Origin of the sequence: Cupriavidus sp. UME77, assembly GCF_014170355.1 — a bacterium.
GTDB lineage: Bacteria > Pseudomonadota > Gammaproteobacteria > Burkholderiales > Burkholderiaceae > Cupriavidus > Cupriavidus basilensis.
Window position 1 is genome coordinate 98,153 of record NZ_LZZU01000095.1, and the last position, 26,097, is coordinate 124,249.

Sequence of the window (26,097 nt, forward strand, 5' to 3'; positions counted from 1 at the left end):
CTCGAGGGGCGCACGATGAGCATTGTGATAGATCGCTTCGACCATATCGTCCTGAATGTGAAGGACGTGGAGACCAGCGCGGCGTGGTACGAGAGCGTGCTGGGCATGCAGCGCGAGGACTTCGAGTCGCGCACCGGCAAACGGGTCTCGGTGCGCTTCGGCCAGCAGAAGATCAACCTGCGCCCGATCGATACGGACACCGTGGCGTGGTTCACCGGCGTTCACCCGACCACCGGCAGCGACGATCTCTGCTTTATCACCCACAACACGCTGGAGAGCGTGATCGCGCACTGGATTGCGCACCATGTGCCGATCGAGGCGGGACCGGCGGCGCGCACCGGCGCGCTTGGCCCGATGACCTCGGTCTATTGCCGGGACCCGGACGGGAACCTGATCGAAGTGGCGGCCTATCCAGCACGCTGAGCGCCGGATGCGGCGCCCACCGGAATCAACGCTTGCCGTCGAGCAGGTCGTTCAGCACGTCGTCAAATGCCGCTTGCGCATCTTCCAGCGCCTGCAGCGACGCATCGAAGGTCTGCAGCGCCATCTTTGACGGCTTGCCGCTGCCCTGCGGCGCAAACTGCCCCTGCAGCGCGGTAAAGGCCACCTGCACCTGGCGGGTGGCGTTGACGACGCGCTCCATCGCCTGGGCTTCTTCCGCGCGGTTATTTACGTCGTTTTGCTGGTCTTTCTGGTCGTTTTGTTCGGTCATGCCCTTGGCTCCGTGCGCGGCCGCACCGGCCGCCGTTGATGTGAGGCGTATCGTACAAGAATCGGACAAGAACTTGCGCACGGGTTGCCCGGTCGAATGCCGTGCCCCCTCGGAAAATGATCCCGCAGACGCGGGGAAACGCCGGGAACGCCAGGAAACACCAGGAAACACCCCTACGCATTGCGCTGTAAAGCCAGGCAGAACAAACCCTCCGAACCCATGCCACCCCATTCACGCAAGGCCCTCGCCGCCGTCCTGCTGACCGCAGGCGGCTTCACCTGCTACTGGACCTACCTCACGCTGAACCAGGACAGGCTGCTGTTCGACGCTCGCCGCCGCCCGCCGCGGGACCTGCCCGAGGGCATTTCCGCTTACTCACACGAAGTGCCCGGCGGTTTCCTGCGCGGCTATGTCTACGGCGCCCAAGGCGTCCAGGACGCGGCAACCGGGGAAACCGTGCGCAACGCACAAACCGCGCGCGACCTGCTGTTCTACCTGCCCGGGCGCGGCGAGGATGTGCTGGACACCATGCAATACCTGGCCTGGCTGCCGCCGGGCGTGGGCTTTGCCACCATGGACTACCGCGGCCTGGGCCACTCGGACGGCCGGCCCTCCGAAGCAGCCGCCGTGGCGGACGCTAGTCAGTTCCTGCTGCACCTGCGCCGCAGATTCCCCGGCACGCGCGTGCATGTGGTCGGCCGCAGCCTTGGCACCGGCGTAGCGATCCAGCTGGCGGACCTGCAGGATTTCGAGAGCCTGCAGCTGATCACGCCTTACGACTCCTTGCTGGAGATCGTGCGCAAGCGCTTCCCGCTGGTGCCGCTGCGGCAACTGATGCGCCATCACTTCGACTCGATCTCCCACTGCAAGAAGGTGGTGCAGAGCACCAAGGTGCTGCTGGCCGAGGTCGACGAGGTGGTGCCCCACGAATGCTCGGAGCGCCTGATCGCGGCCTGGCCCGGCCACGTAGCGCAGCAGATGATGCCGGGCACCAACCATTTCACCATCATCGAGCAGCCCGAGACCTGGCGCGCGCTGGCGGAGTTCGCCCAGCAGGTGGGCCGCCCCGGCACCCGGCCGGTTGCGCCGGAAGTGCCCCGGGCCGATGGCGGGGAACCGGCAGCGGCGAACGCCCCGGATAGCATGCCCGGCTTCCCGATCTTCGCCCCAAGGTAGAATGCGCGCATGAAAAGAGTCGTTGTAAAGGCAGTAAGCGTCACTCTGGCGCTGGCTGCAGCCTCCACCCTGCTAGTTGGGTTCGCCGCCGTGGTGAGCCTTCGTCAACTCCCCGCCGTCGATGCGCTGCGGGACTACCGCCCCGATCTGCCGCTGCGGATCTTTACCAGCGACAACGTGCTGATTGGCGAGTTCGGCAACGAGCACCGCGAATTCGTCCCGCTGGAGCGCATGCCCAAGCAGATGTCCAACGCGCTGCTGGCGGCGGAAGACGATCAGTTCTACCAGCACGCCGGCGTGGATGTCCCCGGGATTTTCCGCGCCGCGCTCGCCAATATCGGCGAGGGCTACGCCCAGGGCGCCTCCACCATCACCATGCAGGTAGCGCGCAACTTCTACCTGTCGCGCGAGAAAACGCTCTCGCGCAAATGGTATGAAATCCTGCTGGCCTGGAAGATCGACCGCTCCCTGCCGAAAGACCGCATCCTCGAGCTGTACATGAACCAGGTCTACCTGGGCGAGCATGCCTATGGCTTTGGCAGCGCGGCGCAGGCGTACTTCGGCAAGCCGCTGGAGGCGCTGTCGCTGGCGGAAACCGCGATGCTGGCCGGCCTGCCCAAGGCGCCGTCGACCATGAATCCCGTGGTCAATTTCCCGCGCGCCAAACTGCGCCAGCAATATGTGCTGGGGCGCATGCAGGCGCTCGGCATGATCTCGCACCAGCAATACCAGGCGGCCCGCGCGGAAACGCTAAAGGTGGCCGGCTCGCATAACGGCCGCTTTGACGGTCACGCCGAGTACGTGGCGGAGCTGGCCCGCCAGCTCGCCTACGACCGCTTTGGCGAGGCCGCCTATACCCGCGGCCTCAATGTCTACACCACGGTATCGTCGGTGCGGCAAAGCCTGGCCTATGAGGCCGTGCACGCGGGCCTGGACCAGTACGGCAAGCGCCATGGCCAGCAAGCAGCGCCGCAGGCCGCGCTGGTCTCGCTGGACAGCAGATCGGGGGCCATCGAAGCCATGATCGGCGGCGCGGACTTTGCCACCAGCCGCTTCAACCATGCCACTCAGGCGCTGCGCCAGCCGGGCTCGACGTTCAAGCCATTCATCTATTCCGCCGCGCTCGAGCGCGGCGTGTCGGCCACCACGCTGATCAACGATGCGCCGCTGGATGCCTCGTCGCGCTGGCAGCCGGGCAACGACGATGGCCGCTTCCTGGGCGCCGTGAGCGTGCGCCAGGCGCTGGCGGAGTCGCGCAACCTGCCTGCCATCCGGACCTTGCAGACGATCGGCATTCCCTATGCGGTTGACTATGCGGGCAAGTTCGGCTTCTCCGAGCAGCGCCTGCCGCGCTACCTGCCGATGGCCCTGGGCACCGGCACCACCACGCCGCTGCGGCTGGCCGCCGCCTATGGCGTCTTCGCCAGCGAAGGCTACCGCACCGAGCCCTACCTGATCGAGCGCATCAGCGACGGCGCGGGCAACGTGCTGTTTACCGCCGACAGCGAACCCCAGCCGCACCGCGTGATTCCCGAGCGCAATGCCTATGTGATGAACAGCCTGCTGCGCAGCGTGGTGACCAGCGGCACCGGCGCAGGCCTGCAACGCTACCTGCGGCGCGCGGATGTGGCAGGCAAGACCGGCACCACCAACGATTCGGTCGATGGCTGGTTTGCCGGCTACGCGTCTGGCATCGTCACGGTGGCGTGGATGGGGTTCGACGATAACCGCAGCCTGGGCCGGCACGAGTTCGGCGCCACCACGGCCTTGCCGATCTGGGCCAGTTACATGGAAGGCCGCCTGGCGGGCCAGCCCGAGGCGGAATTCGTTGCGCCCAAGAACCTCGTGCGCAACGGCGACGACTGGGTCTACCCGGAATACGCCGACGGCAGCCACGGCATTGCCGCGCTGGGCTTCCCGTCCGCGCCGGCGGACACCGATCCGGGGGCGGCGACGGCACTGACCGACACTGGCGGCGGTAGCGGCACTACCCCCGCAACCAGTGCAACCAGTGCAACAAGCGCCAACGGCACCACCGGCGGCGCCGAATCCGTCAGGGCGTTGAGCCCTGCTCCGGCCGGCGTGCCGCCCCGCGCATCGCAGCCCACAACCTGAACCACCAACCGCCCCCCGCAAGGCTCCGATGCCATTCTCCCAGTACAGCGGCCCCTTGATCTGGGCAGTGGCAGCCGCCACCACCGTTGGCGTCATCACACGGCCGTTCCGGCTGCCGGAAGCCTTCTGGGCGGTAGCTGGCGCGCTGCTGCTATGCGTCACCGGCCTGCTTGCCGTGCCCGATGCCATGGCCGCCGTGGCGCGCGGCTATGACGTCTACCTTTTTCTCGGCGGCATGATGCTGGTGTCGGAGCTGGCGCGCAAGACCGGGCTGTTCGACCATGTAGCGGCCGTGGCGGTGCGCCAGGCCGGCGGATCGGCACGGCGGCTGTTCCTGCTGGTCTATGGCTTCGGCACCCTGGTCACCGTGTTCATGTCCAACGATGCCACCGCCGTGGTGCTCACGCCGGCGGTGCTGGCCGCCACCCGCGCCGCCAAGGTCAAGCATCCGCTGCCCTACCTGTACAGCTGCGCGTTCATCGCCAACGCCGCCAGCTTCGTGCTGCCGATCTCGAACCCCGCCAACCTGGTCATCTTCGGCGAGCACATGCCGTCGCTGATGGGCTGGCTGGCGCGCTTCACGCTGCCGTCGCTGGTGGCCATCGTGGCCACCTTCGCCGCGCTCTACTGGACCCAGCGCGACGCGCTGCGCGAGCGCATCGCGACCGACGTGGCGGTGCCGCCGCTGTCGCTGGAGGCCAAGCTGACCGCCGCCGGCATCGTGGTCATGGGCCTGGTGCTGCTGACGGCCTCGCTGCTGGGCGCGGACCTGGGCTGGCCGACCTGCCTGGCCGGCGTGGCGACGCTGCTGCTGGTCTGCGCCTGCCGGCCCGGCTTGTGCCTGCCGGCGCTGCGCGAGATTTCCTGGGGCGTGCTGCCGCTGGTGGCGGGGCTGTTCGTGCTGGTGGCGGGCCTGGAGCAGACCGGCCTGATCGGCAAGCTCGCCCACTTCGTGCAGGCACTGTCACAACAGTCGCCCACGGCCGGCGTCTGGGTAACCGGCGGCACGGTGGCGCTGGTGTCCAACGTGGTCAACAACCTGCCGGCCGGGCTGTTCGCGTCTTCGGCGCTGGCGGCCAGCCATGCCTCCACGCAGGTCACCGACGCGGTGCTGATCGGCATCGACCTCGGGCCCAACCTGTCGGTGACCGGCTCGCTGGCAACCCTGCTATGGCTGACCGCGCTACGGCGCGAGGGCCAGCACGTCGGCGCGCTGCAGTTCCTGCGCATTGGCGCGCTGGTGATGCCGCTGGCCTTGGTGCCGGCCCTGGCCACGCTGCTGCTTTAAGCGCAGCCGGCCTCAGGCCGGATCAGGCGTGGGCTGCCCCGCACCTTGCCCACTCTCTTGCTGCCGGTGAAATTGCGTATGGCGGTACAGGCCGTAGATGCTGGTCGCGGTAAAGCCCAGTTGCTGCACGAACAGGCCGTAGGTGCCGGTCACCAGGGCGAACACGCTCCATACGATGTTGGAGCACAGGTAGGCGATCCAGCCCCAGCGCGACGCCTTGTTGTGCAAGGCCACCAGCAATGAGCCGCTCATCGCCAGCGCGCAACCGGACCACTCCAGGCCATTGAGCAGATTGGGAATGTACTGTTGCGCCAGATCCATCGCGCTTGTCTCCTGATTGGGTTCAGATTTATTTTGTGTTCACGTTTTGCATACAATGCAGGGCAAAGCTTAGCGTGACAGATCGGGCGGAGCAAGAGGTTTGCGGGGATAGTTGGCGCTGATGATGCGCTTGGCTTACTTGGTCAGGCAGATGACGATCACGATGACCCCGAGGCCGGCGAGGGTGAGCAGCAGGAAGGCAAGCATTCGACGGCAATAGGGTTGGTGTCTCTCCAGTATGGTGTGGCTGGCACGACACTGCCGTAGGGGGGATTCTGATTCGGGTGGGGTGATGTCCTACAGGCAGAGCGGCGGGATGCAGGGAGGCCTTGCATCCCGCGCCGTGGCTGCCTGCTACTGCCGGGACAGGACCTCCGCCAGGGCTTCCAGCGCCAGTGGCTTGGTCAGGTGGGAATCAAAGCCGGCTGCCGCGCCCCGGGCCTTGTCGGCTTCCGAGGCATAGCCGCTCAGGGCCACCAGGCGGGTGCGCGCGAAGGCGGGTAGCTCGCGCAGATGTTGCGCCAGCTGGAAGCCGTCGATACCTGGCAGGCCGATATCGATCAGCGCCACGTCGGGCGTGAACCCTTGTGCGATTTCCAGCGCGTCTTCGCCACTGACGGCAAGCTTGACCTCGTGCCCGTCCATCTCCAGCAACATGCCTAGCGCCCGCAGGGCTTCGGTGTTGTCGTCCACCAGCAGGATGCGCATCGCCGCAAGCGTGCCCGCCTGCCGGGCGCCGGGCGCCCCCGCATGGGCGCAGACCACGGGCAGGCGCGCCTGCACCGTCGTGCCCAAGCCCTTGCCATCGCTGTGCACCGTCACCGTGCCGTTGTGCAGCTCCACCATGCGCTTGACGATGGCCAGGCCCACGCCAAGGCCGCCTTGCGATTCGCTTGCGTACTGGCTGAACATATCCAGCACATTGGGCAGGAACGCCGGATCGATGCCGATGCCATCGTCCTTGACGGTGATCACCAGGGTGCCCATGCGATCGGGATCGATCTCCGGCGCCGGCGCGCCGCCAGCGTTGCCGGCGTTGTGCTCTGCCGGCGCCTCGCCGCGGGGCGATGGCTCCACCCGGACCGACAGCTCCATGGCGCCGCCGCGCGGCGTGTACTTGATCGCATTGGACAACAGGTTGGTGACCACCTGTGTCAGCCGTGCCGTATCCGCGTACACCATGACGGGTGTCTCGGGCAGGTCCGTGGTCAGCACATTGCCGTGCCATTCGATATCCGATGCTACGGAGGAAAGCGCATCGGCCACGATGTCCTGCATATTGCCGTGGGTGCGCACGATCGGTACCTTGCCTTGCTTGATGCGCGAGGCATCGAGCAGGTCGTCGGTGAGGCGCTTGAGCTGGCGCATCTGCCGCTCGGCGATATCCAGCATGCCGGCGCCAGCCTGCTGCACCTGCGCGAGCCGCTTGCTGACCTTGATCGCGCTGTCGATGGCAGCGATCGGGTTGCGCAACTCATGCCCAAGCATGGCGAGGAATTCGTCCTTGCGTTTGTCCGACAATTGCAACGCTTCGCGCGCGGCCCTGGCCTGCGCGGCTTCGGCGATCGCGGCATCCTTGCTGCGCGACATGCTGAGCACCGCGCCGGCAAAGCTGGCCAGGCTCTCCAGCAGGCGGGCATCCTCTTCGTCAAACACGCGCCCGTGATCATGCGTCAGGACCCAGATGGTGCCCCAGGGCTCGCCATCGCCGGGGATCGGGACGACAAGTTCCTCGACCACCTCGGGTGAGAGCGGCGGCAGGCAGCTGAAATGCCGTTGCGGGTAGGCCAGCAGTTGCGGGCCGCCAAGTTCCAGCGCAATGCCCGACGGGCTATCGTCGTAAGGCACGGCATGCCCGACCAGGTCATTGCACAGGCCGGCCGTGGCGGTCCAGTGCAACGTCTGCGTACCATCGCCGGCGGTCTCGGGCAGGCTGATGCCGGCGCTGCCGGCGCCGCAGAGCTTCAGCGCCGAATCGGCCAGGGATTGCAGTAGCGCCAGGTCAGACGACACCAGCGCCCTTGCCAGGCGCCGCAAGGCCACGCATTCCGCCCCATGGTCGGGAGAACGGCCGGCGCGCTGGCCAAGCTCATCGGTCTTCAGGATGCCCGCGCTGCGTGCCCGCAGCAGCGAAGCGGATGGGGAAGCAGGTGCCGCAGCCATGGAGTGTCGCTTTTGCCTTGTTTTGCCCTTGGAACGCAGGACCGGTTGCCTGCAAGGCATGGTAGCGGATTTCCGCATCCGATCGTACGGGGCATCGCGCAACCGCAAGCACGGTGGGCGCGCGACGATCGCTATCGCACATTCAAGGCGATAGCGCACCAGTGAAAACCCGCATCCACAGACCCCGGGGGTGGCTTTTCAGGACGGAATCGAAGATGCCGGCTGCCCAGTACGCGAATCTACTTAAGAACTATCCCTAGGCACCGTAAAGCCAGTCAGAACTTAAGATACGAATAACAGCCCGAAGGGCAGGAGGGCAATATGCGCCCGCACTATGCAAACGAAAAAGACAGTAAGGAAGTACAGGATCTGCTCCAGGCTTGCGGCTTGCCGGTTGACGGCGTAGCCGAGCAAATCGGTAATTTCCTTGTGGTACGCGACAACGCTGGCCTGCTCGGTTGCGCCGGCGTGGAGAACTATGGGCAAGTGGCCGTGCTGCGCTCGGTCGCCGTGGCCGAGCGCGCGCGCTCGGCAGGCCTTGGCGAATTACTGGTGGCTGCGATGCTGGCCGAGGCCCGCACGCGCGGCGTGCAGTCCGTGGTGCTGCAGACCACCACTGCAGTCGACTATTTTGCCCGGCTGGGCTTTGAGCGCGTGGAACGCGCCTGCATGCCTGCGGAACTGCTCAATACCGCGCTGAGCCGGGAAGCCTGCCCGCCGTCCGCCACCTTGATGCAAGCCGCGCTGTAGCCATCCCTGCCAAGGGCCTGCGCCCGCGATGCGGCCCAGCCACATCGCGATCTGGCCGGCCCCTCTTCCTATCCCCCGCGCTGTTGCGTGCCATGCACCCAAGGCTAGCCGGTGCCGGCGCAGGATATTGTTGTAAAGTAGGCGCAAAGAGGCGATCAAGGGTGACCGGATGCGACCGGATGCGACCAGAGGCCTTCCGGGCCCGAGGTGGATCGGCATACCATGCCCGCCTGCTCGCCCCCCCATTCAACGATCCTTCAACGACAGCCACGAACCGCACGATATGGAATCCGACCACCAAGCACCTGATCCCGGCCTCGACGAGGCCTTGGATAGTGTGTCGACCCGCATACGGTCGCGTTTGCAGGCGGCACGCGAGCGCTTCCACGCCAACGACAATATCTCCGCGTATGTCGAGCCCGGCGAACTGGACGAGTTGCTCGATGAAGTGCAGTCGCGCATGGAAGAGGTGCTGCGCAGCCTGGTGATCGATATCGACCACGATCACAACACCCGCGAGACCGCGCGCCGCGTGGCCAAGATGTACCTGAAGGAGATCTTCGCTGGCCGCTACGTCAACCAGCCCAATGTGACCGAATTCCCCAACGCGGAGCGCATCAACGAGTTGATGATCGTGGGCCCGCTGCGCGTGCGCAGCGCCTGCTCGCATCATCTGTGCCCGATCATCGGCAAGCTGTGGGTGGGTGTGATGCCCAACCAGCATTCCAACCTGATCGGCTTGTCCAAGTATGCGCGCCTGGCCGAATGGATCATGTGCCGCCCGCAGATCCAGGAGGAAGCCGTGACCCAGGTGGCCGACCTGCTGCAGGAAAAGATGAGCCCGGACGGGCTGGCCATCGTCATGGAAGCCGAGCATTTCTGCATGCACTGGCGCGGCGTGCGCGACACCGATGCAAAGATGACCAACAGCGTGATGCGCGGCTCGTTCCTCAAGGATGACAGCCTGCGCCGCGAGTTCCTGACCCTGCTGAACCGGACGCGCGACTAAGCCAGCGCGATTCACCTGCTCGCCCGCAAACCCAGTGGAGATAACATGCTCGTACGCCTGCTCTACGCCAGCCGCGCATGCCAGCCGGCCGATCCCGCGCTGGTAGACGCCATCGTCGCTACCAGCGTGGCGAATAACCCGAAGCACGGCATCACCGGCGTGCTGTGCTACGGCAACGGCATCTTCATGCAGGCGCTCGAAGGCGGCCGCACGGAAGTCTCGCGCCTGTACCAGCTAATCGGCCGGGACGCGCGCCACGAGGACGTGGTGCTGCTGCACTACGAGGAAATCCTCGAGCGCGAGTTCGCCGGCTGGGCAATGGGCCTGGTCAACACCGGCAAGGTCAATATGGCCACCATCCTGAAGTATTCCGCCCACGGCGAGCTCGATCCCTACCGCACCAGCGGCCACGCCTCGCAAGCGCTGCTCAAGGAACTGATCGCGGGGGCGTCGATCGTGGGGCGCACCTCGGAGCGGCATCGCTTCTGAACGCTTTCGTGTCGCGGCCCGGCCAGCGGCCCCGCTAGTGAACAACCCATCATCCATCACCGATCACCCAGGAGAATTCGTGAGCGTACCCTTCAACCCCGGCCCCGCGGCGATGCTGCTGACCGACGCCTGCCGGCGCGGCGTGCAATTCGCTGACCTGCCCGCCGATGCCAAGCCGGCAACGCTCGGCAGCGGTTATGACGTGCAGGATCGTTTCATCGCCGCGCTCGGCGATCCGGTGGTGGGATGGAAGCTGGGTGTCGGCAGTGCCAACGCCATGCGGCGCGCAAAGCTGGCGCGCCCGCTGGTGGGCCAGGTGGGAGCATCGCGCTGTTATGCCTCGGGCGACACCGTGCCGGTCCCCACGGGTGCGGTCGTGACCATCGAGTTCGAGATTGCCGTGCGGCTGGCGCGCGACGTCGCGCCGCAGCAGGCCGAACTCGCGCCGGCAGCGCTGGCCGACCTGATCGACAGCGCGCAAGTTGCCGTCGAGGTGGTGCTATCGCGCTATGAAGACCGCGTTGCAGTGGGCATGCCGGCTTTTGCCGGCGATAACGTGGGCTTCCACGCGCTGGTGCTGGGCGCGAAGATCGACGCCGACAGCATGGAAGACGTGCGCGCAAGCGCCAGCGTGGCGCTTGACGGCGTGGCGTGCGCGCAACCGCTTGCCGGCGACGATGCAGTCTACCCGCTGGAAGCCCTGCAATCACTGCTGGCGCATGCCGCCGAGCGCGGCGTCACCTTGCGCAAAGGCACCGTGGTGACCACCGGCACGCTGACGCGCCCGTTCGACGTGCCGGCCGGCGCGCATACGATCCAGGCCACCTATGGCGGCGGCGAACTGGTGGTAAAGCTCGCGCCGCAAGCCGCGGGCTGAAACCGGGGCCCTCGCGGCCCAAGTCCTCGCGCTTCTTTCTCGTCACCCAGGCCGGCGCCCGAGGCGCTTGGCGCGCACTCGCGGCCTTGGCATTTCCAGCGGATAGGCTAGAACTATCACAAGGGCCTGGCTTTCAGGCCGCTGGTGAGAAGGAGCCGTTCATGGAACTCCATTTGCATATGCAGCCGCACCATTTCGCCCGCCGCACGCCGGACTGGCGCGCCGCTGCGATTGCGGGGCTGATCGCGGGCACGCTGTACGTCGTACTGGAGCTGCTGACGGCGCGCTTTGTGCTGTACCAGGGGGCGTGGGGCACGGTAAAGATGGTGGCTGCCCTCATGCTCGGCCGGCAGGCGCTGGCCTCCGCCGACACGTTCAGCTGGACCATCGTGCTGGCCGCGGGCATCGTGCACTTTGGCCTGTCGATCGTGCTGGCGACGATCCTGGCCATGCTCATTGCGTCGTTCCGCTTTGACTCCAGCATCGGCATGGCCACGCTGGTGGGCGCGGTGTTCGGGGTGCTGGTCTACCTGGTGAACTTCTACGTGATGGGCCGGTACTTCAACTGGTTCGACGAAGCGCGCGGGTGGGAAAGCCTGTTCGCCCACATCATGTTCGGCGTGATCGCAGCGGATGCCTACGCCAACCTGGAACGGCGTGGGCCGGATGCGCCGGGGATGACACGGGGCGGCTGAACGCGCCCCGGCACAGACACATCGCCCCCGCTGGCTACAGGTAGCATTCACCACCCAGATAGGCCTTGCGCCAGCGCGTGATGCGCACCTCGGCAAACAGGCCGGCCTGTGTGAACGGGTCGGCATCGATGAATTGCTGCGCCGCGTCGCGGGTGTCGAGATCGACGATATAGAAGCCGCCGCCGGCATCGCTGCCGTCATCGTTGAGCTTGGCCCCGCAAGCCAGCAGCAGGGCCTTCTGGGCGGCCAGGAACGCCAGGTGCCCCGCTCGGGCCGCTTGCCGCACTTGCTGGTGCTGTGGCTTGTCCCAGGTTTCGATCAGGAATGGCATGGTGTTGTCCTCGGGTGATGGCGGGTTGGAATAGGGAATAGGGCATGGGGTATCGCGGCATGGGCATGGCGGCAGCCAGTGCCATGCCCATCACTCCCGGCGACGAGTTTCGCCGATTCCGCGCTGGCAGCACAAGCCGGCAGGACCTGCGCACCGGCCGCCGTTGCGCCCACCGCCGCCAGCAAAAACCTGGCCCCGGGGCTTGACAAACCCGCCGGACCTCACATTCCCCCTGCTGCCGCCCGACAGTGTTATCCACACTTTATGTGGATAACACTGTCAACAAGCTCCGCAAATGGCTCTAGCACGCGGACCCCATCGGACTGCCCACAAAACGGGCAACTGCAAGCCGGCCAGGCAGAGGAGTCCGCCATCCGCGCCGCCTACAACGGAATCACAGCGTCGTCAATGGGGCGATAGGCCAACGAAGCGGGTGGTCTGGATGCCGAAGTTGTCAAGGATGCCGATCACCAGCACCACGTTCAGGGCGGCCGTGATGATCGAGCTCAGCCAGCCAGCTTTGCGGCCGCATCGCGCAGCGCGGTGCGCAGGCCTTCTTCCACCACGGGGTGGTAGTACGGCATGGCCAGCATCTGCTCGATGGTGAGCGCTTGCTGGTAAGCCCAGGCCAGCAAGTGCGCGATATTCTCGGCGCGCGGGCCGGTCCATTCCGCACCGAGAAAGCGCCCGCTAGCCTTGTCGGCATAGACGTGCATCAGCCCACGGTTCTTGAGCATGACGCGGCTGCGGCCCTGGTCCTCGAAGCTCACCTCGCCGGTGACAAAGCTGTCGGGCTCGAGGTCGGCATGGCGCTGGCCCACCATGGCGATCTGCGGGTCGGTGAAGACCACGCCGATCGGGGCGCGGCGCGACAACGGGCGCACCTCGGGATAGGCCGCCGCGTTCTCGCCGGCTGCCTTGCCTTCGTCGGCAGCTTCGTGCAGCAGCGGCAGGACGTCGTTGGCGTCGCCGGCGATGAAGATCGGCGCCGTGCCGCATTGCAGGGTGGCCGGATCGAATACCGGCAGGCCGCGCCAATCCAAATCCAGGCCGGTGTGCTCAAGCCCGAGGCCGCGCACATTGGGCTGGCGGCCGGTGGCGGCGAGCACGTAGTCAAAGCGCTCCGTCACGGTGTTGCCCGAGAGATCGGTAAAGCTGATCACCGCCTCGTCGCCGTCGCGGTGCATCTCGGCAAGCCTGGCATCCGGGTCGAGGTAGAACTCCTCGCGGTAGCTAGCCACCGCATTGGCCTTGATGGCCGGATCGGTCAGCGGGCCCACGCCGCCGCGCAGGCCGAACACGCGCACCTGCACGCCCAGGCGGGACAGCGCCTGGCCAAGTTCCAGCCCGATCACGCCGGGGCCGAACACGGCGACGCGGCGCGGCAGGTCGTCCCAGGCGAAGACGTCGTCGTTGACCACCAGGCGATCGCCGAACACCTTGAACGGCGGCGGGATCACGGGGCTGGAGCCGGTGGCGATCACCACACGGCTGGCACGCACGGTGGTGTGCTCGCCAACCTGCAGCACGGTGTTGTCGATGAAGCGGGCATAGCCGCTCACCTTGTCCTCGGCGGGAATGCCGTCCACGCCGCGCACCACGAAGCCGACAAAGCGGTCGCGCTCGCGCTTGACGCGCGCCATGACTTCGCGCCCGTCGATGCGGATCTCGCCATCCACATGCACGCCGAAGGCAGCCGTGTGGCGCAGTTCATGCGCGGCCTCGGCCGCGGCGATCAGCAGCTTGGAGGGCATGCAGCCCACGCGGGCGCAGGTGGTGCCATGGGGGCCGCCTTCGATGATGACGGCGCGCTTGCCGGCAGCGCGGGCCGCGCGATATGCGGCCAGGCCCGCCGTACCGGCGCCGATCACGGCGACATCGGTCTGGATGGTTTGCACGGTCTTTGCGTTCTGCAAGCTCTGCGCGTTTTGCACGTTCTGCGGGGTGGTCATGTCGGCGTTCCTGGTAAAGGCTGTGTCAATCAACGGACCGGATGGCACCGGGTGGCGCTGCCATCGGGTCCGCCGACTGGGGCACGGCTGCCGGCCTTGCCGGCGCCGCGCCCTGCGGCGTTCAAGCGTGTTGTGTGTCGGGTGTCGCGTGGCGGGCTAAGGCTTAGCGAACCAGGTAGGTCTCAAGCGCGTCGGCGCCGCCGATCAGCTTGCCGTTGATGAAGATCTGCGGTGCGGTCATGTCGCCCGACAAGGCGCCCAGCACCTTGCCGCGGATCTTGTGTTCCAGCGGCACGTCGATGTACTCGAAGCCGTGGTCCGACAGCATCTGCTTGGCCTTGGCGCAGAACGAGCAACCCACCTTGGAGAACACCACGACCTGGTCGGGCTTCTTGGCGTTGGGGGCGATGTAGTTGAGCATGGTGTCGGCGTCCGACACCTTGAACGGGTCGCCCGGCTCTTCCGGCTCGATGAACATCTTGTCGACCACGCCGTCCTTGACCAGCATCGAATAGCGCCAGCTGCGCTTGCCGAAGCCCAGGTCAGCCTTGTCGACCAGCATGCCCATGCCTTCGGTGAATTCGCCGTTGCCATCGGGAATCATCACGATGTTTTCCGACTCCTGGTCTTTCGCCCACTCGTTCATCACGAACGTGTCGTTGACCGAGACGCACAGGATCGCGTCCACGCCGTGCTTGGCGAACACCGGTGCCAGCTCGTTGTAGCGCGGCAGGTGGGTGGACGAACAGGTCGGGGTGAATGCGCCCGGCAACGAGAACAGTGCGATGGTCTTGCCTTCGAACAAGTCGGCCGTGGTCACGGTCTTCCATTCGTTGTTCTCGCGAACACGGAACGTGACATTGGGAACGCGTTGACCTTCACGGGATTGCAGCATGGGTTAGCTCCTGGATGACTTGGGGGTGGATGGCCGCGTGTTGCAGCGAAGACCCGATTCTGTTCGCGCCAAGGTGATTTGTACAATTCATCGTTACAAAGATAACGATTGTTTTTTGCTATTGAGAGTGGGTAGCCTGGGCCTATCACGATATAAGAAGCCTCCGAAACGGCCTCCACGCGCCTCAAACATCACTCCAGAGAAATAGCATCACCGGACGTGACCCGCCCGGATCTCATTCCCCGTGCGCCAGCCTCGGAAAGTTCTGCAGGCCATTTCAGACATTTCTCAAATCTGTGCGCAAGCGCGGCCCGTACATTTGGGCTAAGGCATGCGCTTCCTGGCTGGTGCCCGGCGTCGCCTGGAGGCTGCAACCCCATGCGTGCGCAGATCAGGCACACCGCGGCACGCTTCCCTCCTCGAGAATCCCTTATGTGCATCTGCAGTTCCCCGCATCCGGTGGACGGTTCGCCCACCGCGAGCCGGTGCGCGCCGGCCAACTGGTGGCGCCGACAACTGTTGGTGCTGCTGCTGGCGCTTTGCCAGGGCACGCTGGCGCTGGCTGCCCCGCCTGCCGAGTCCCTGCGCACGTTGCGCCTGAATGCCCAAGTGCGCCTGGACCCCGTCGGCACAAGCGATGTCATCGACCGTGCCGCATCGCCCCGGGGCGACGATGCGGCGTTGCATGCATGGCGTCGCGCGCATAGGGCCTTGCGGGTGGGCGTGGTTGGCAACTACCTGCCGCCGTTCGACCTGGTCGACCTGAGTGGGAACTACCGCGGGATTTCCGCCGACTACCTTGCTGTGGTGGTGGCCCGGCTTGGCGTGCCGGCGCAGATCCAGCGCTACCCCTCGCACGAACTGGCACGCAGCCATCTGGCCAGCGGCGCCATCGACCTGATCACCACCTCGCTGGACAACCCGGGCACCGGCTTGCGCACCGCGCCGTACCACGACCATCGCCTGATCGAGGTCGTATCCCGGCGAGACGTTGCGCGCAACCAGGCCAACCGCACCATCGGCTACCTGGCGGGCGAAGTCTCGCCGGCCTTGCTGCAGCGAGCCTACCCTGGCGCGCGGCTGCTGCCGTTCCAGAACCTGCTCAGCGCGCTCGACCAGCTCTCCCGGGACGCGGACTTCGTCATGGTCACCAACGCCACCGCGGCCGGCTACCTCGTCGAGCAATACCGCTACGACGAACTGACGGCGCACAACTTCGCGCCGCTGGCGCACGAGGGCGTCACGTTCGCGGTGAGCGACCCCGCGCTGGGCCGGATCATCGACCAGGTGCTGGCGCAGCTGCCCGCGGCGCTCAGGCGCGAGATCGACACCTTCTGGACGCCCAGCTCGCTCGAATTCGATATCACCGACAAGCTCAAGCTCTCCACGGCAGAGCGCGCGTGGGCGGCCCTGCATCCGGAGGTGCGCTACCTGGCGACGCGCGACCTGGTTCCCTTCCAGTTCGTCGACGCCAGGCAACGCCTGGGCGGACTCACCGAGCAAGTGCTGCAACTGATCGCGCAGCGCACCGGGCTGCGTTTCGTCCCTTACTGGCCGGCTAGCGCCGCGGACGTGACTGCCGCGCTCAAGAACGGCACGCTGGACGTGGTGCCCATCCTGCCGCTGAACCATGCCGCCACCGCCAACGCCCCGCTCTCGGTCAGCGCGCCCTATTTTTCCGGCAACTGGGTCGTTGTCACGCGCGCCGGCAACGACAGCATCAAGAGCCTGCCCGACCTTGCCAACAAGGTCATCGCGGGGCCGCCGCTCAACGGGTTCTACGATCTCGTGCGGGCCAGCTACGCGGTGAGCCAGCGCGAGACCAACTCGTACGATGAGGCCTTCCGCATGGTCGCCACGGGACGCGCGGATGCCACCATCTCCAGCGCCTTCATGGCTGACCACATGCTCAGGCAAACCTATGCCGGCCGGCTCAAGGTCGCCGCGGCCGCGGGCGGCGTGCCGCTGGAAGTCGGCGTGGGTGTCAGCAACCGGCACCCGGAATTGCTGGGCATCATCAACAAGGCCATCCTCAGCATCTCGCGCGACGAGCTTGGCGCCATGCGCGCGCATTGGATGGAACCCAGGTCGCCGGGCTTCATCTGGCACCGGTTCATGCCATGGCTGATGGCTGGCGCGGCCGCCCTGCCGCTGGTCAGCCTGCTGTTTCTGGCTTGGGTGACCTCGCTGCGCCGGCAGGTAACGCAGCGCACCGCGGCCGAGCGTGCCTTGCAGGACCAGGTCGCGTTCCAGACGGCGGTACTCGACGGCATTCCCCAGCCGATCTACCTGCGCGACAGCCAGTTCCGCATGATCACCTGCAATACCGCCTATGAAGCGGCGCTGGGCACGACGCGGCGGGCGCTGGCCGGGACCGGGCCGGCCTTCGTGCACTCCGCCTTCCACCCCGATATCAGCCACCAGGAACTGATGGCCGTTTATCAACGCGTGCTGCGCACCGGCCTGCCGTTCAGCGCCGATCGCCAACTGACCATCGGCAACGCGCCGTGCAGCGTGATCAGCTGGGTGGTGCCGCTGCGCCGCGCCGATGGCGGCACGGCGGGCATCGTCGGGGGCTGGATCGATGTGACGGAACGCCAGCAGATGCTGGCCGAACTGGCTGCCGCCAAGAACCGCGCGGAGGCCGCCAACCGCGCCAAGTCGACATTCCTGGCATCGATCAGCCATGAGATACGCACGCCGATGAACGCCATCCTCGGGATGCTGGAACTGGTGCTGACGCGCCAGCACGCCCAGCACGAGGATCGCGAGCAACTCGACACGGCGCATGGCGCGGCCACATCGCTGCTGGCGCTGCTGGACGATATCCTGGACCTCTCCAAGATGGAGGCCGGCAAGTTCACGCTGCAACCCCGCGCCGCCAGCCTGCGCCAGGGCCTGCATGAAGTCACGCAGATGTTCAGTCCCGTCGCCGCCCAGAAGGGCGTGGCCTTGAACGTCTGCGTGAGCGATGCCGTGGCGCCGGCGCATCGCGTGGACATCCTTCGCATGAAGCAGGTCATCAGCAACTTTCTCTCCAATGCCATCCGCTTCACCGAGCGCGGCAGCGTGGATATCCGGCTCGACGGCTCTGCCGCGCCGGGGGCCTCGCAAGCGCTGTGCCTCAGCATCAAGGACACCGGCATCGGCATTCCCGCGGAGGCGATCGGCAAGCTGTTCCGGCCGTTTTCCCAGGTGGAGTCAACGGAGCACGCGAACACCCGCGGCACCGGGCTCGGCCTGTCCATCGCACAAAACCTGGTACGCAAGATGGGAGGCGAGATCACCCTGGAGAGTGAACCGGGACGCGGCACGCACGTGTTGGTGCACCTCAGCCTGGAGGTTTCGGCTTCGCAGCCCCCGGCAGACGCGCCGCCTGCCGGCAATGCGGGCATCGCGCCGTTTGCGCCGGGCACCCGCGTGCTCGTCGTGGACGACCACGCGCCCAACCGCTTGTTGATGGCGCGCCAGCTGGAGCGGCTTGGCATTGCCGTGGAGACGGCGGAGAACGGCGCCGTGGCCTTGGAGGACCTGCAGCGGTGTCCTGCGGACCTGATCATCTGCGACTGCATGATGCCGGTGATGGATGGCTTCAGCCTGGCCCGCGCGATACGCGCGCGCAAGGATGCGCTGGGCCGCATCCCCATCATCGGCTGCACGGCGAGCGCGCAAAGCGAGGATCACCTGCATGCGCTGGCCGCGGGCATGAGCGAAGTGATGGTCAAGCCGGTGGGACTGGCCACGCTGGAACGCGCGTTGCGCGGGCATCTGCGCAGCGGCGCTCGCACAGCCAAGGACAACGCTTAACCGGGCTAGCTGCCGGGAACCCCCGTCATGGGGCGCGGTAGCGACCGGGATCGCAGTTAGGGTAGAGATAGCGCTCAGGCCGCTCAGGCCGCTCGGGGTCGCGGGCGCAGCGCCGCCAGCGACGCGTCGAGGTGCGCCAGCGTTGCGGCAAGAATCGGCAGCAAGGCTTGCGCGGTGGCAAGGTCGCCGAACTGGGCAACGGACTCGAGCCGGCCGCAAAGCGTGACCAGGGCCCCGCACTCCAGGATCCTGGCCGAGCCCTTGATACGGTGAGCCCCGCTGCCGAACTGCTGCCAGGCGCCATCCGCCAGCGCCGTGCGCATCATATCGAGATCAATGCGGTTGGTCTCGACCAGGCTGTCAACCAGGTCCCTGACGATATCCGCGTCACCGCCCGCGAGCGTATCGAGCAGCGTGCCGACGGCCGCGCGTTCGCCGGGCGACACCGCGACAAACCCGTGCCCGGCCAGCGCGTGCGCCAGCGCGCCGACGTTGACCGGCGCGCTCAGTGTGGCATCGAAGGCGGCGCCATGGGCGGCATCAACCACGCTCGCGTGCGCGCCGGCCTGCACCACCGAAAACAACAGACTGTCCGGCGACAGGCCGAAGTCGCCGCGCGCGAGCTCGCCGGCATGGTCATGGGCCAGCCAGACCAGTGCCAGCCTGGGCGGCTCGCTTTGGACGCGCCCCGGATCCGGGCAGGCCAGGCCCACGTGCTCGACGGTAAAGCCCAGGCCCGCAAGCACGGCCGCCAGCCCGCTGATCTGCAACGCTTGCACGCCACTCTCGGTAGTGCTGAGTAATAGCGCACGGATCATGTATTTGCCTCTGTGAACATTTGCATATTGTTACCCCACTGCCGATGAGCGGCCACTGGCTGGCGTCATTGCGAAGGCGTCAGGCGGCAGCGCCGCGCTAAGTCGACCAGGTCCACCAGCGAGGTAGCCCGCAGCTTGCCCATGATGCGGGTCTTATGGCTGCTCACCGTTTTATTGCTGATAAACAAAAGCTCTCCGATCGCCTTGTTGGACAAGCCCCTGACCAGCATCTGCAGGATGACGATCTCCTTGTCCGAGAGCAACGCGAGCCGCTCTTCATCCGCCCGCTGGTTGCAGAGCGGCAACTCGCGCTCATAGGGCATTTCGGGAAACACCGTGTAGCCGGCCATCACCCACTCGACGCAGCGCACGATTTCCTTCATGTCCTGCAACTTGCTGACGAAGCCCTGGGCACCCGCCCGCCGCACCCGCGGCGCGAAGACGGCCTGGTCCTGGCCCGAAATCACCAGGATCCGGATCGGCGGATAAATCCGCTTCAGGCGCGGGATCACGTCCAGCCCGCTGATACGGGGAATATCCAGGTCCAGCACGGCAACATCGGGCTCGAACTGCCGCGCGGCTTCGATTGCAGTCTGGCCGTTGTCGGCTTCCAGAATATGGCTGACCCCAAGCACTTGCGACAACTGGGCCTTGATCACAAGGCGCAGTGCGGGGTGATCGTCGACGATCAGGATAGTTGCCACTCACGCTCTCCCCCAAGACTGCCAAGAAACGAACCTACCTGCGTCGGGCGACAGCCGCCAATCGGCAGGTGAAGCGCGGATTATGTGGTGAAGTTGCCCCCGAACTGGCGCGAAACTTCCGAATCAGCCACCGGAAATTTCCCAAAGGAGGGGGGAGACTCAACCCTGCATCGTGCGCAGGCACATCGTTCCGGCATGTTGGAATGCCTTAAAAAGTACTAAAAACTCACTTTTTTGGCATTGGACCGCTCAACGGATGGCGAACGGATGGCGAAGTCGCTCCGCCTTGCGTTGGGAATCTTCCCAGGCAATCGGAAGAGAGACCTGGGGAGTGGGACGCCGATGAAGCGCCTCGGGCTGCCGCGCGGTTTCCGGCTCGCCCCCCGCAATTGCGGCGAAATGAGGAAATTTCTCAAACCAGCATGGCGTTCCCGGCGATACAGTCAGCAGTCACAAATTCAGTACTTTCTTCGGCGCGCCGCGCCGCCATTTCAAGAGCGCAAGGAACTCTGCCATGAGCGACGTCACCCCTCTTTGCCCACGCCAGATGCCGCGGCCAACGGAGCGGCCCCCGCGATGCATGCGCTGCCGCCATTCGTGGTCGTGGACCCATGCCCATGCCGGCTAACCTCTCGCTCTCCAAATCCCACATCGTCATCGCCGATGACCATCCCGTCATGCTGCTGGGCTTGCGAGGCTTGCTGGCGCAGTTCGAGGGCATAGAGATTGCCGGCATCGCGCGGAACTCGACTGAAATCCTCGCCGCGCTCAGCCGGCGACCGTGCGACATCCTGCTGACGGACTATGCAATGCCAGGCGGCTTGCATGGAGACGGCCTGCCCATGATCGAGTTCGTGCGGCGCCGCTATCCCGCGCTGTCGATCCTGGTGGTCACCATGCTGGAAAACCCCACGCAGATCGGCAGGCTGGTCCGGTTCGAGCGCTTGTCGGTGGTCAGCAAGCTCGACGATGCCTCGCATATCGCGGTTGGCCTGTCGCAGGTGCTCGACGGCGTGCGCTACCTGTCGCCGACGATCCGGCAACTGCTGGACAGCACCGGACCGGACATGGACGTGCGCTCCCGGTTCAGCGCGCTCAGCCCGCGCGAGACCGACGTGATCCGGCTCTACCTGTCGGGCATGACCGTCAGCCAGATCGGCTTGAGTCTCGGGCGCAGCGTCAAGACCATCAGCACACAGAAGGTGTCCGCCATGCGCAAGCTCGGCCTGCGCGGCGACCTGGATCTCTTTAGCTACGCCGTCTCCGTCGGCCTGCTCGGCCGGCCCCGCAAGCAGGCTGCGCGCAAGGTGCCACGGCCAAAGTACCGCGGCCCGCGATAGAGGATAGAGCAGCGCGGGCGCCCAGGCGTCGAGGGAAACCAGTGACACCCGCAAAGGGCGTTCAACGGATTCACTGGACTTTCCCTTGGGGGGCGGCGACCATGGACGGGCACGCATCCCCGCTTGACGGCTGCCGTGGCGATCCGTTGAGCCCTGTCATGAACCATTCATCCAGCAAGCGCCTGTCATGCCGCGCGGGCAAGGGGGCATCAAATGAACCGTCTTCGATACTCGGTGGACCTGTCGTACGAAGTCCTGGATGCCGAGGCTGACTTCCTGTTCAACATCGAAGCCGCCCGTACCGCCCGCCAGAGCATTGTTTCCGAGCGCCTGACGGTGCCGCCCGTGCTGCGCATGGACCAGTACACCGATGCCATGCTATGCAACCGGCTGATCCGGCTGCGCGCCCCCAAGGGGCATCTGGCGATCCACTATGAAGCCGTGGTCGATATCGACCACCGCCTCGACGATCCTTCGACCTTGCACGAAGTGCCGATCGCGCAACTGCCCTTCGAGGTGCTGCCCTACCTGGCGCCTAGCCGCTACTGCGAATCCGACCGCCTGATGGAGTTTGCCCTGCGGGAGTTCGGCAGGGTGCCATGGGGCTACTCGCGCGTCGTGGCAATCCGGGAATGGGCACGCAACCATGTGCGTTTCCTCTCGACGTCCACAAATGAGCGCACCTCGGCCGTGGACACGATCGTCGAGCGCATTGGCGTGTGCCGGGATTTCGCGCACCTGATGATTGCCATCTGCCGGGCGCTGAGCATTCCCGCGCGCATCTCCAGCAGCCTGGACTACGGCGCGGATCCCGCGCTCGGGCCGCCGGATTTCCATGCCTTCGTGGAAGTCTTCCTGTCGGGCAGGTGGTATCTCGTCGACCCCTCCGGCACCTCCATTCCCACGGGCCTGCTGCGCATCGGCACGGGACGGGATGCGGGTGAGATCCCGTTCGCGGCGATCTTCGGCAAAGTGGAGTCCGAGCGGCCCTTCGTGCAGATCCATGCGGTGACAGACACGGCGCTCGGCCTGGAAATGCCGCTGTACACCGACTGGGGCATCTGCACCTGGTAAGGCGTGGCGGCCGGCCTATGCATGCCCGGCTGGCACCTGGGGTGGCGTCTGGGGCGGCATCTCCGGCGATATGCAGGGGGGCGCATCCGCGGCCACCTCCGCCAGCAGCCAGGCAAGGAAGACCCCGACCAACGGGCTATGCCACTTGTCCTCAAGGCAAACAAAGTAATAGGACTTGGGCGAGACATAGGTGGCGTCCAGCAAGCGCACCAACCGCCCCGCCTTCAGGTCCTCCCTCACCACGTAATCGGGCAACAGGGCGATTCCCATGCCGCTGAGCGCCGCCTGCAGCCCCATGGCCAGCGAGGCATAGCGCGGCCCGCGCAGGGCCCTGCGCGCCGCCATGCCGATCACGTCGAAGTAGCCCGCCCACGCCTCCAGCGCCTCCGCCTGGTGCAGCAGCGGCAGGTGCTCCAGCGCAGCCTGGGCGGACTCCGCCTGCGCCAGCAGTTCGGGCACGCACACCGGAAACAAGGCCAGTGGCATCACCTTGACGCCGACATGCCCTTCGGGCGGGCCCGTGCAAACCTGGATCGCGCCGTCCAGGCCGGACGCACGCAGATCCACCGTGCCTGCCTTGGCGGTGACGTTGACCTGGATCTGGGGATTGGCCTTGGCAAACCCCGCCAGCCTCGGCAGCAACCAGATATTGCCTAGCGAAACCGGCACGCGCAGATCGAGCCGGCCACCGCTGCCCCTGCTTGTCAGCACCTCCAGCGTGGCTTCCTCCAGTTCGGCAATCACCTTGCGGACCGCGCGCAGATATTGCTCGCCCGCCTGGGTGGGCGAGACCGCGCCCTTGCGGCGGTTCAGCATGGGCACGCCGAGGTACTCTTCGAGCTCGGTCAACTGCTTGCTGACCGCGCTCTGCGTCAGGCATAGCTCGTCGGCCGCGCCCGTCACGCTGGCTAGCCTGACGGTAGCTTCTAGCGCCACCAGGTGGGACAGCGCGGGCAAGTGCCTGCCGTTCGTGCTTCTCATGAGGCCGTTCTGGTCGATAAAGGGTGGAGAAGATGGCGGGCATGCCGTGTGCCCGCACGCACGCGCGGGCACGCGGCGGCGCCCGTGGCCGCTACGCAGGCAAAAGTCAAAGACGGCGGGTCAGCCGATGCGCCAGGCCGGCACCGTGCCATCCTCCGGCGCGCTCGCGCGCAGGTAGTCGCTGGTCTCGGCGCAGCGCTCCCGGTTGCTCCGGCGCACCTGCAAGCCATTAAGCACGCCGCCGATCACGTTGGCGTGAGCCCGGTCCAGGTACTTGAGCGCCTCCACCACCTTCTCCTGCGGGGTGTTGTCGGCACGCACGAACAGCAGCGTGGCGCCGGCAACGCGGCCGACCAGCGCGGCGTCGGCCACCGCGAGGATGGGGGGCGTATCCACGAGGACCAGGTCAAAGCCCGCGGCACAGGTGAGCAGCACCTCGCGCAGGGCGGGCAGCATCAGCAGCTCGGATGGATTCGCCGGCCGCGTGCCGGCCGAGAGCAGCCACAGCCCGCCGACAGCGGTGGGCCGGATCGCATCATGCAGCGTGAGGGCCCCGCCCAGCAGGTCGGCCAGCCCCAGCGTGCCCTCCAGGCCGAACTGCCCGGCCACGCGGGCACGGCGCAGGTCGGCGTCGACCACCAGCACGCGCATGCCGGCCTCCGCCGCCAGCACGGCCAGGTTGACCGCGCCAAAGGTCTTGCCCGCCCCCACGGAGGCGCTGGTAATGGCCACGATGTGGTTGGCAGCGCCGTCCATGGCAAAGTGCAGCGACGCGCGCAAGGTGCGCAGCCCCTCAACGGCCGGGGCGTGCGGATACTGCCGTGCGAGCAGGTACCGGTCGTGCAGCACTGTGTCTTCATGCGCCGCGCCGGGGTGCACCGAAGCGGTGGACACGCAGTGGCGCAGGCTCGCCCGCGCCGCGTCGTCCGTGCCGTGTGCGAGCCGTACTGCCTGGCCCGGCTCGCACACGGACAAGACCGGTGCGCGCAGGGGCCGCGGCTGCGCCAGGCTCTTGCGCTCCAGCTCAAGCTGCTCGGGGCTGAACACGACCTCGCCCACCATCGGCAGCGCCAGGCTCCCTTCGATCGCGGCAGCGCTCTCCATGCCCCGGGACGCGCGGCTCTTGAGCGCGGCCAGCCCGGAGCCGGCCAACAGGCCCAGCAGCGCCGCCAGGCCCGTCACCAGCGCCCGATCCGGTCCGACCGGCAGCGCAGGCGCCACCGCAAGGTCCACGAGCCGCACATCGCTGCTCTGGTCGGACTGCGCCAGCGACAGCAGCTGTGCCTGCCTGCGCAATGACATGTACATGTCCTCGGCCACCTTCACGTCGCGGCTGAGCGCGCCCGACTCCCGCTCCGCCTCGGACAGCCCTTGGCGCCGGCTATCCATGCTGCGCCTGTCGCCGCGCAGCTGCTCGATCTGCTCGTCGATCGCCCGCACTTCCTGGCTCTGCGGCATGAAATTGCGCAGCAGGCGCGCGCGCTCGAGCCGCAGCCCGGAGATCTGCCGCTGGTACTCGATGCTGCCGCTGAGATAGGACTGGGACTCCTGGGAAGGCTGCAATGACCCGGCGCGCGCGCGGTACCGGGCCAGGGCCGCCTCCGCCGCCTCCAGCTCGGCCTTCACGCGCGGCAGCTCGCTGGTGACGAAATCCAGCTGCTGGTTGTCCTGCTCGCGCCGATGGCCAACCTGCGTATCGACAATCGAGCGTGCCACGGCATTGACCACGGCGGCGGCATGCTCCCGGTCGGCGTCGCGCCAGGCGATGCGCACCGCGTCGGCGGCTGCACCAGCGGCGGCGCCCGCCGCTGCGCCATTCGGCCCGGTTGCCGTGGCCGTGCCACGCTGCGGCTCCAGCTTGAGCCCGCGCGCCAGCAGCTCGACAGCCGTGATGGCGTCGCGGCGCATCACCACGAACTCGGTCCCCGCGCGCGCGGTGAGCTGCGCCAGCTTGAGCGAAACGCCATTGCCCCGCGCAATGTCGCCGACCTTGCCCGTCAGCAGCACCGCACCGTCCTCGCCCAGCAGGCGGAAGCGCTGGTCGCCCTGCGCCACCAGCGTCAGTGGCTGGTTGAGCAGCGCGTCGGGCACGTTGAGGGCGATCAGGTCGATCCGCTCACCGCCCCAGGCGTAGGCGGACAGGCTCTCCAGCGGCGCAGCTAGCGGTGTAGAAAGTGGTCCTGCCTGCGCGCCACCGGCAAACCGCGCCCATAGCGCGCCAACCACGGGCACCGTGCGCGGGGCCGCGGCGATATCGAGCCGGGTTTCCCGCACCACCGGCGTCAGCACCGCGCGGCTGGTCATCGCATCCGGGCGCAGTTCGTCGGCGGGCTGCCCCGCGTTGGCCGTGCCCTGCGCATTCAGCGCAAGCCGCCGGGCAGACTCCGGGCGCACCAGTACGTCCGCCTCGTACATGGCCGGCAGCGACCACGCATACAGCGCGCCGCACAGCGCGCCGAACAGCATGGCGGCAAGGATCCAGCCGGCATGGTCAAGCAGTGCCCGGGCCGCGCCCCAGCGCACGCGGGAACCCGGCCGCCGCGATGCCGCAGACAAGCCCACTTCGGTAAAGGTAATCACGCTCAGCTCCCCGTCATGCA

General features: G+C 66.7%; 22 protein-coding genes and 1 pseudogene. 12 read left to right on the forward strand and 11 right to left on the reverse strand.

All coding sequences use genetic code 11. From position 1 onward, the window contains the following. Nucleotides 1-15 precede the first annotated feature (15 nt). Complete coding sequence (locus A9975_RS36435; protein ID WP_183036971.1) at nucleotides 16-423, forward strand: VOC family protein; 408 nt, start codon at nucleotides 16-18, stop codon at nucleotides 421-423. Nucleotides 424-448: 25 nt separating this feature from the next. Here the strand turns inward: A9975_RS36435 and A9975_RS36440 are convergent, their stop codons facing one another. After that, the gene (locus A9975_RS36440) at nucleotides 449-712 is read right to left on the reverse strand and encodes a hypothetical protein (RefSeq protein WP_183036972.1); all 264 of its coding nucleotides are present in this window, start codon (nucleotides 710-712) and stop codon (nucleotides 449-451) included. 219 nt (nucleotides 713-931) lie between these two features. On the opposite strand from A9975_RS36440, the gene A9975_RS36445 reads away from it, so the two are divergent. From A9975_RS36445 to A9975_RS36455, 3 genes are read left to right on the forward strand one after another with little or no spacing between them, the layout of a single operon-like run. Next, nucleotides 932-1,888 (forward strand): alpha/beta hydrolase, encoded by a 957-nt coding sequence (locus A9975_RS36445; protein WP_183036973.1) that lies wholly within the window; start codon nucleotides 932-934, stop codon nucleotides 1,886-1,888. A 9-nt stretch (nucleotides 1,889-1,897) separates the two neighbouring features. Continuing rightward, complete coding sequence (locus tag A9975_RS36450; protein WP_183036974.1) at nucleotides 1,898-4,003, forward strand: penicillin-binding protein 1A; 2,106 nt, start codon at nucleotides 1,898-1,900, stop codon at nucleotides 4,001-4,003. Between the two features lie 28 nt (nucleotides 4,004-4,031). Continuing rightward, complete coding sequence (locus A9975_RS36455) at nucleotides 4,032-5,291, forward strand: arsenic transporter (RefSeq protein WP_183036975.1); 1,260 nt, start codon at nucleotides 4,032-4,034, stop codon at nucleotides 5,289-5,291. A 12-nt stretch (nucleotides 5,292-5,303) separates the two neighbouring features. On the opposite strand, the gene A9975_RS36460 is transcribed toward A9975_RS36455, so the two are convergent. Next, a complete protein-coding gene (locus A9975_RS36460) occupies nucleotides 5,304-5,612 on the reverse strand; it encodes a nicotinamide mononucleotide transporter (protein WP_150985017.1) in 309 nt (102 codons plus the stop codon). A 354-nt stretch (nucleotides 5,613-5,966) separates the two neighbouring features. Continuing rightward, nucleotides 5,967-7,775 (reverse strand): ATP-binding protein, encoded by a 1,809-nt coding sequence (locus tag A9975_RS36465; protein ID WP_183036976.1) that lies wholly within the window; start codon nucleotides 7,773-7,775, stop codon nucleotides 5,967-5,969. Between the two features lie 321 nt (nucleotides 7,776-8,096). On the opposite strand from A9975_RS36465, the gene arsN2 reads away from it, so the two are divergent. The 5 genes from arsN2 (at nucleotide 8,097) to A9975_RS36490 (ending at nucleotide 11,595) form a co-directional block, all read left to right on the forward strand. Next, nucleotides 8,097-8,525: an arsenic resistance N-acetyltransferase ArsN2 gene (gene arsN2 / locus A9975_RS36470; protein WP_183036977.1), complete on the forward strand. Its 429-nt coding sequence runs from the start codon at nucleotides 8,097-8,099 to the stop codon at nucleotides 8,523-8,525. Nucleotides 8,526-8,808: 283 nt separating this feature from the next. Next, nucleotides 8,809-9,534: a GTP cyclohydrolase I gene (gene folE, locus A9975_RS36475; protein WP_183036978.1), complete on the forward strand. Its 726-nt coding sequence runs from the start codon at nucleotides 8,809-8,811 to the stop codon at nucleotides 9,532-9,534. 45 nt (nucleotides 9,535-9,579) lie between these two features. Continuing rightward, the gene (locus tag A9975_RS36480; protein WP_150985014.1) at nucleotides 9,580-10,023 is read left to right on the forward strand and encodes a BLUF domain-containing protein; all 444 of its coding nucleotides are present in this window, start codon (nucleotides 9,580-9,582) and stop codon (nucleotides 10,021-10,023) included. A 79-nt stretch (nucleotides 10,024-10,102) separates the two neighbouring features. Further along, a complete protein-coding gene (locus A9975_RS36485) occupies nucleotides 10,103-10,900 on the forward strand; it encodes a fumarylacetoacetate hydrolase family protein (RefSeq protein ID WP_183036979.1) in 798 nt (265 codons plus the stop codon). 161 nt (nucleotides 10,901-11,061) lie between these two features. Further along, entirely contained in the window at nucleotides 11,062-11,595 is a 534-nt protein-coding gene (locus A9975_RS36490; protein WP_183036980.1) for a hypothetical protein, read from the forward strand. Between the two features lie 34 nt (nucleotides 11,596-11,629). Here the strand turns inward: A9975_RS36490 and A9975_RS36495 are convergent, their stop codons facing one another. From A9975_RS36495 to A9975_RS36505, 4 genes and pseudogenes are all read right to left on the reverse strand, one after another. Next, nucleotides 11,630-11,926, reverse strand: a complete 297-nt coding sequence (locus A9975_RS36495; RefSeq protein WP_183036981.1) for a YciI family protein — start codon at nucleotides 11,924-11,926, stop codon at nucleotides 11,630-11,632. A gap of 417 nt (nucleotides 11,927-12,343) precedes the next feature. Further along, nucleotides 12,344-12,439: pseudogene (locus A9975_RS38435) on the reverse strand (mechanosensitive ion channel family protein); the annotation flags it as partial. Then, on the reverse strand, nucleotides 12,433-13,824 hold the full coding sequence (locus tag A9975_RS36500) for a dihydrolipoyl dehydrogenase (RefSeq protein WP_183037004.1): 1,392 nt from the start codon (nucleotides 13,822-13,824) through the stop codon (nucleotides 12,433-12,435). The pseudogene A9975_RS38435 and the gene A9975_RS36500, both read right to left, overlap by 7 nt. Nucleotides 13,825-14,041: 217 nt before the next feature. Next, nucleotides 14,042-14,773: a glutathione peroxidase gene (locus A9975_RS36505; protein WP_150985009.1), complete on the reverse strand. Its 732-nt coding sequence runs from the start codon at nucleotides 14,771-14,773 to the stop codon at nucleotides 14,042-14,044. A gap of 432 nt (nucleotides 14,774-15,205) precedes the next feature. On the opposite strand from A9975_RS36505, the gene A9975_RS36510 reads away from it, so the two are divergent. Continuing rightward, nucleotides 15,206-18,580: a transporter substrate-binding domain-containing protein gene (locus A9975_RS36510; protein WP_255504260.1), complete on the forward strand. Its 3,375-nt coding sequence runs from the start codon at nucleotides 15,206-15,208 to the stop codon at nucleotides 18,578-18,580. An 83-nt stretch (nucleotides 18,581-18,663) separates the two neighbouring features. Here the strand turns inward: A9975_RS36510 and A9975_RS36515 are convergent, their stop codons facing one another. Both A9975_RS36515 and A9975_RS36520 read right to left on the reverse strand, forming a co-directional pair. Then, on the reverse strand, nucleotides 18,664-19,398 hold the full coding sequence (locus tag A9975_RS36515; RefSeq protein ID WP_183036982.1) for an Hpt domain-containing protein: 735 nt from the start codon (nucleotides 19,396-19,398) through the stop codon (nucleotides 18,664-18,666). Nucleotides 19,399-19,463: 65 nt separating this feature from the next. Continuing rightward, entirely contained in the window at nucleotides 19,464-20,102 is a 639-nt protein-coding gene (locus A9975_RS36520) for a response regulator transcription factor (protein WP_183036983.1), read from the reverse strand. Between the two features lie 617 nt (nucleotides 20,103-20,719). Between A9975_RS36520 and A9975_RS36525 the strand changes: the two genes are divergently transcribed. Next, entirely contained in the window at nucleotides 20,720-21,442 is a 723-nt protein-coding gene (locus A9975_RS36525) for a response regulator (RefSeq protein ID WP_255504262.1), read from the forward strand. Nucleotides 21,443-21,655: 213 nt separating this feature from the next. Then, nucleotides 21,656-22,516, forward strand: a complete 861-nt coding sequence (locus tag A9975_RS36530) for a transglutaminase family protein (RefSeq protein ID WP_183036985.1) — start codon at nucleotides 21,656-21,658, stop codon at nucleotides 22,514-22,516. 15 nt (nucleotides 22,517-22,531) lie between these two features. On the opposite strand, the gene A9975_RS36535 is transcribed toward A9975_RS36530, so the two are convergent. Both A9975_RS36535 and A9975_RS38695 read right to left on the reverse strand, forming a co-directional pair. Then, nucleotides 22,532-23,497 carry a LysR substrate-binding domain-containing protein gene (locus tag A9975_RS36535; protein ID WP_183036986.1) on the reverse strand — a complete coding sequence of 322 codons (966 nt, stop codon included), beginning with the start codon at nucleotides 23,495-23,497 and terminating at the stop codon, nucleotides 22,532-22,534. Nucleotides 23,498-23,617: 120 nt separating this feature from the next. Beyond that, the gene (locus A9975_RS38695) at nucleotides 23,618-26,077 is read right to left on the reverse strand and encodes a polysaccharide biosynthesis tyrosine autokinase (RefSeq protein ID WP_183036987.1); all 2,460 of its coding nucleotides are present in this window, start codon (nucleotides 26,075-26,077) and stop codon (nucleotides 23,618-23,620) included. Nucleotides 26,078-26,097 lie beyond the last annotated feature (20 nt).